This is a genomic window from Albidovulum inexpectatum (assembly GCF_002927635.1).
Taxonomy (GTDB): domain Bacteria; phylum Pseudomonadota; class Alphaproteobacteria; order Rhodobacterales; family Rhodobacteraceae; genus Albidovulum; species Albidovulum inexpectatum.
Genome location: NZ_PRDS01000018.1, coordinates 1 through 6,923 on the forward strand (window position 1 = coordinate 1; position 6,923 = coordinate 6,923).

Here is a 6,923-nt window from a genome sequence, read left to right on the forward strand (position 1 = left end):
CGCGGTGGCTGCCGACGGTTCGGAGACGACGCTTGGCCTTCTGGATGACGGCGGTCTGTCTGGTGCGACGCTTTCGGATGACGGGACGATCGCGGTGCCGGCCGGGACGGCGGCGGGCAGCTACACGCTGACCTACGAGCTGTGCTCGGAGTTTGATCCCGCGATCTGCGACAGCGCGACGGTGACGGTTGTGGTTGCGGCGGCGCCGATCGATGCGGTGGACGATGCGCTTGCGGGTCTGGACGGTCTGTCGGGCGCGACGAGCGCGCAGAGCGTTCTGGACAATGACACGCTGAACGGCAGCGCCCTGACAGATCTGACATCGGTCAGCTTGTCGATCATCTCGACCGCCACGCCGATCAATGGCAATCCGGTTCCGTTGCTGGATGCAACGGATGGAACCGTCACCGTTCCGCCCGGGACACCTCAGGGCGACTACACGATCGTTTACGAGATTTGTGAAAAACTGAACCCGACCAACTGCGACACTGCCAGCGTCACGATTTCCATTCAGCCTGTGCCGCCGATCGCTGCGGACGATACCCTATCTGGTCTGATTGTTGGCAATGTCGCTACGGTCGACATTCTTGCAAACGATGCCGATCCGGACGGCAGCCTGAATCCGACCACGGTTTCGTTCGTCGACGCAGCGGCAATCGACACCAACGGTGACGGTTGGACCGATACACTCTTTGTCCCAGGTGAAGGCACGTGGTCTGCAGATCTCGGAACTGGCGAGGTGAGCTTTACCCCCGAGCCGGGTTTTACCGCCGATCCTACTCCGGTGGACTATACCGTGGTCGACAATGACGGTAACCCATCGAACCCGGCGACGATCACCTTGGACTTCGACCAGCAAGCTGGGCTGACATTGATCAAATCGGTGGTCGCGATCGAGGATACGAATGGCAACCTCGTGTTGGGCGATGCCGGAGACACGGTCACATACCGCTTTGATGTAACCAATTCCGGCAATGTCCGACTGGCGACGGTTACCGTGGATGACGCGGCAATCGGCATCTCGGGACTGGATGTTGCATATTCGCTCGACGTTGGGGCCACAGCGTGGGTCGATGCCAGCTACGTGATCACTCCGGCGGATGAGGCCGAAGGATATATAACCAACGTCGCGGTCGCTTCGGCGGTTGGCGTCGATCGCAATGGCGTGCCATTCACGGACGGTTCCGGCATGCCGCTGCGTACAGTGGCTGCTTCGGATGCGGGGACCGACACGGATGCAAGCCCCGTTGCGAACCCCCTGACGACCGACACGCCAGATGCGACGGGCGCCACCGACGGAATTCCTGACAATGACCCAACGGTCTTGTCGGTGCCCGTGCAATCTTCGGATCTGCAGCTCTCGGGGGTCGTGTATCGGGACCTGGACGGAGATGGGAAGTTCTCTGCGGGCGAGCCGACGGTCGGAGGCCATCAAGCGAATCTGGTCGACGATCAGGGCAATGTGATCGCAACGACGATTGTCGGACCGGATGGAACCTACGGTTTCGCCGGGTTCCCCGCGGGAACCTATTCGGTCGTGTTTGTCGAGGTCGACGACAATGATCCAAGCACTGTCGAAAGAGCAATCGGGCGGCTGACAGGTCTGACATTCGACGCCGCGAACCGGGTGATCGACGACGCCAACCTGCCACTTGATCCTTCGGGTGTGGTCTACGATTCATCCAGTGGCGCGCCGGTCGCGGGCGTCCAGATACGCCTGACAGATGCCTCTGGGACGCCGCTGCCCCCATCTTGCCTGTTGCCCGGTCAGCAGCCGCAAACGACCGACGCCACCGGATCGTATCGATTCGATATCCTGCCTGGCGCAGATCCGGCCTGTCCCGCCGGCAGGACGGAATACAGACTGGAACTGGTTGGCGTGCCGAGCGGCTACCTGGACGGTGTATCCACGGCCGTGCCGCCACAAGCGGGCGCTCTTGATGTCGCCTCGTGCCCGGACGATGCGATCCCCGGTGGGGCGTGCCAGCCATATGCCAGTGCCACCCCGCCAAGCGATGGCAGCGCCGCACCATATTATGTTGCGTTCATCCTGGGCGCGGGCGATCCGCACCTGGTAAACAACCACTTGCCGATTGACCCCGTGCTGGTTCCGGCTGATCCGGGGACCGTGTCCATCGAAAAGACAGCGACGGTCCAGACGATGACGATCGGGCAGAACGTGCCTTATGTCATCACCGTGACCAACAATACCGGCTGGACCATCGGACCGGTCATCGTCCGGGACGTCCTGCCGGCAGGAATGATCTTCACTCCGGGCTCGGTTACGGTGGATTCAGTCGCGGAAACGGCGGTCGTGTCGGGCCAGAGCGTGGTTCTGCCGTCAATGTCACTCGAGCCCAACGCGACGGTCGAGATCCGTTTGACGGCGCGTGTGGCATCGAATGCTACGGCGGGCGAATTGGTGAACCGCGCCGATGTGCTTGATGCGGTCACGGGTGAACCCCTTGCTCCGACCGCGACGGCTACCGTCAGGCTGATGCCGGAGCATGTCTTCGACTGTTCGGACGTAATCGGGACGGTTTTCGATGATGCGGACCGCGACGGGTATCAGGATGGTCCGATCGTATTGCGTGGAGGCAAGGTCCTGGATGGGTTCGGTCGCGAGATTACCGACCCGCGGTTGCTGTCAGAATTGCTGGCCGGGCGCGACAGAACCATCGACCAGGTTCTGCGCAACGGAGAGGCGGGAATCCCCGGAGCACGTGTCGTCACCCCGCGTGGTGTCCTGATCACCACCGATGAGCACGGGCGCTTCCATGTGCCCTGCGCGGAGCTGCCGCGCGACATCGGATCCAATTTCACCCTGAAGCTGGATCCACGTTCGTTGCCAACAGGTTATCGCGTCACGACCGAGAATCCACGCACCATCCGTCTGACCGCTGGCAAGATGGCGAAGCTGAATTTCGGCGCAAGTATCGACAGGGTCGTGGATATCGATCTGACCGATGCAGCTTTCGAACGGGGCAGCAGCACGCCGAAAGCAAGTCTGGCTTCCGCGATTGCTCCCTTTGTCGCCCGGTTTGCCCATGCCCCGGCCGTGCTGCGGATCTCCTATCTTCGCGGTAGCGAGGATGCGGCCCTGATCCGGGATCGTCTGGACGAAATCGAAAGCCGGGTACGTGCCGAATGGAGGCGCGTTGGACGCGGCAAGCTGATCGTCGAGCGCACGATCAAGTTCATTCAATGAGTGAGGACGTCCGATGAACAGGTGTTCGAAATCGAATTCGGTTCTGCAAGCGCTGCTTCTCGGAACCTCCGCGCTCACCTTCCTGGCGCCGGATGCGCGCGCGCAGTCCGCCAATTGCGTCATGATCGATGGCGCGTGGCCGGAAACCTGCATGCCCGCCAATGCCGGGCAGGCCGTCACGATGCCTGCGGGAGAAAATTCCGAATGGGATCGTTCTCGGCCGATCTCGCCCGAAGGTTTCGTGCTGTCCATCGACGGCAATCCGGTGGTCGGGGACAGAAGGGTCGAAGATCGGATCCGGAAGGCGGATCTGGCGCTGCGGGCCGCGGACATTCAGGTGCGGTTCGACGGGCTGGAGACGCGCAAGAGGCTGGATCTGGAAATCTGGCCGCGCGCGAAAGGCCAGGTCGATCTGCAGAGCCGCCTGAATTACCCGGCCTTCGTGGATCGGGCGGAATTCCGGATCATCGACATGGGCGCGGCGGGTGGCCCTGCAACGATTTCGGTTCATCCGGTCTCTCCGAATGGCAGCGTCAGCGTCCAATTGCCTCAGGGTCAGGATCTGGCCATCGTCCACAGGGTCTATGACAAGCATGGCCGGTATGACGAGACCGTCCCCGTTCCGATCTCGGCCTTGGAACGCCGCGGACTGGGCATCGGGGTCGAGGAAGGGTCTAACGCGCTGGCGATCAGCCGTATCGGCGTGCGCGGCGGTTCGGTCACCATCTCGGGCAAGGGGCTGGACCGGAGCGCCCGCATCCGGGCGTTGGGTGAAACCCTGGTGCCCGATACCGAGGGACGGTTCGTGGTGCAGCGGATTCTGCCGCCCGGTGATCACGCGATCGATGTCGCGGTTGACGGAACCGCAAGGCCGTTCTCGATCACGCGAGAGATCGAGATACCCCGAGCCGAATGGTTCTATGTCGGTGTCGCCGATCTGACCCTGGGTCGGAAGGAAACGGGAACGGGCAGCAACGAAACCTATCGGCGCGGTCGCCTGTCAGGCTATGCAAAAGGCCATACCGCGGCAGGTTATACCGTCACGGCATCGGTCGATACGCGCGAGGAAGACCTTTCGGATCTCTTTTCGTCACTTGATGAAAAGGATCCGCGCAGCGTCCTGCTGCGGGTCGATCCCGGCGAATTCTATCCTGTCTATGGCGACGATTCGGGGTATGTCGAGGACGCTCCGACTTCCGGACGTTTCTACCTGCGCGTCGAACGGGACGACGACTTCTTGATGTGGGGAAATGGCAAGGCAGGCATTGCCGGATCGGAGTATCTGCGGAACGACCGCACATTGTACGGTCTTTCCGGGCGCTGGACCTCGGCGAGCACGACCAGTCATGGTGAGCCGCGGGTCGCCATAGCAGGCTATGCCGCCCAGCCCGAAAGCCTGGCCAGGCGCGATGTATTCCGCGGAACGGGTGGTTCGGTCTATTTCCTCAGCCGGCAGGACATCTCGCGCGGGTCCGAAACGGTGATGGTCGAATTGCGGGACCGTGTCACGGGACGTGTCGTGCGCCGCGACTACCTGGCCTACGGGACCGACTACCTGATCAACTATCTGCAAGGCGTCGTGACGCTGTCGCGACCCTTGTCATCTTCGACCGGCGGTCAGGATATCGTTTCGAATCCCGGCGGGGACTATGACGTCAATCTGGTCGTTCAGTACGAATACAGTCCGGTAGCAGGGGATGTGGACGGATATTCCGCTGGAGGAAGAATCGAGATCTGGCCGACGGACGAGCTGCGCCTGGGCGTGACGATACAGAACGAGACGACGGCGACCGCGGATCAGCAGGCCCGAGGCGTCGATCTGAGATACAGGTTGGGCGAACGCAGTTTCGTCGAGATGGAATATGCGGAAAGCGACGGTCCGGGCCTGTCCAGCTCCTATTCTCTGGATGGCGGTCTTTTGATCGACACCGATCCGGTCAATGCCGGCAAGGGGGCCGCAAGGCGGATCGAAACCCTTCTGGACCTCCGAGAGCTGGGGCTGAACGTCGATGGAACATTGACCGCCTACGGGGAAAACCGCGATGCGGGCTTTTCGACCCTGGATTACAGCGCGTTTTCCGACGAACGCCTGTGGGGATTCAGGCTGGACGTCAAGCAGACACCGCGCCTTGCCTGGAGCATCTACAGCGATCAATACGCCAACTCGGACGGTCAGGACCGGCGTGAATCGGGCGCGCAGCTGTCCCTTGCAGCGACTGACAGTGACACCTACTCGGTCGGGTTCAAACAGTATGTCGAGGGAAACGCCTCCGCGCGTGGAAAGCGGACGGATGTCGCGTTCCGTTTCGACCGGAAGGTGCGCCCGGATCTGAGCTGGTACGCGTTCGGACAGGTTTCCGCCGCGACCAAGGGATTGCGCAAGAACAATCGTGTTGGTCTGGGTGGCCGTTATGACTTGTCCAGGCGCTGGAGCGTCGAAGGGGAAATTTCGGACGGCACGCTTGGTTTCGGCGGCAGAATCCTTGCTTCCTACCAGGAAAACGAAAACCGCGCGCGCTGGATTGGATACGAGTTCGATCCCGACAGCTTTGGAACCGGCGATCTTTGGTCAACGCGCGATCACGGCAGGTTCGTTGTCGGCGCGCGAGAGAGGATCACGCCGTCACTGGCCTTTACCGGCGAGATTACGAACGACCTGCTCGGTCAGAAACGAACGCTGACCAATTCCTATGGGGTCGAGTACGCGGCCACCGAGCGTCTGACATACTTGCTGGGCGTCGAGGCGGCCAGGCTGTCTGACGAAAGCGCGACCAGCGATTTCGACAGGCTTGCTCTGACACTGGGTGCGCGATACCAGGATGCGCGCCTGGACGCCTCGGGCAGGGTCGAATATCGTTTGGACGAAGGAGAGATTGCAGGCACCAGCCGCGATGGGCGAACGCTGGCGGTGAATGCACGCCTGCGCTATCAAATTGATGAAAGCCAGCGCCTGTTGTTCAGCGTTGAGGCGATCGACACCGACACGGATGAAAGCTCGCTGCCCGACAGCACCTATGGCGACGTCGTCGTAGGCTATGCGCTGCGTCCGATAGACAACGACCGTCTCAATATCCTGGCAAAATACCGGTTTCTCTACGACAAATACGGACAAGAGCTGGACGGGCTGGATGCGCGCGGGCCCCGGCAGGTCAGTCACGTGATCAGTCTCGACGCCGAATACGATCTGAACGAATACTGGACGGTCGGCGGCAAGATCGGCTATCGCGACAGCCGTACGGCGGATGTGGGCTCATCTACTTACGTCGATAATGACGCCTGGCTTGCCGTGATGAATGCCAGGTTCCACCTTGTCCATGACTGGGATATGTTGCTCGAACTCCGACGTCTGGATCTTGTGCAAGCCAGAACCAGAGAAACAGCTGCGCTGGCCGCTGTCTACAAACATTTCGGCAACTCGATCAAGCTTGGGGTTGGTTACAATTTCGGATCATTCTCGGATGACCTCACCGATATGACCCAGGACGACAAAGGGCTGTTCGTCAATCTGGTCGCGAAGTTCTGAATGGCTGACCCAACACACAATGTGAACTGATGCGGTGGATGCCCCCACCAACGGCATCTTGTATGCCATGACGGTTCTATAGGAACCAATTTTGGAGGGCACATCGATGGCGACGAAGATCAGCATGCTGGCGATCGACTTGGCGAAGGGCAGTTTTCAGGTCTGTGCGGTCGGGCCGGATGGGACGGTTCT

At 61.0% G+C, this 6,923-nt stretch carries 2 protein-coding genes; both read left to right on the plus strand.

Annotated features, from left to right (window positions below; translation table 11 throughout):
• Positions 1-94: 94 nt before the first annotated feature.
• Positions 95-3,208 carry a DUF7507 domain-containing protein gene (locus LV82_RS14550; RefSeq protein ID WP_170063460.1) on the plus strand — a complete coding sequence of 1,038 codons (3,114 nt, stop codon included), beginning with the start codon at positions 95-97 and terminating at the stop codon, positions 3,206-3,208.
• Between the two features lie 13 nt (positions 3,209-3,221).
• Positions 3,222-6,731: a porin family protein gene (locus tag LV82_RS14555; RefSeq protein WP_104072926.1), complete on the plus strand. Its 3,510-nt coding sequence runs from the start codon at positions 3,222-3,224 to the stop codon at positions 6,729-6,731.
• Positions 6,732-6,923: the final 192 nt, after the last annotated feature.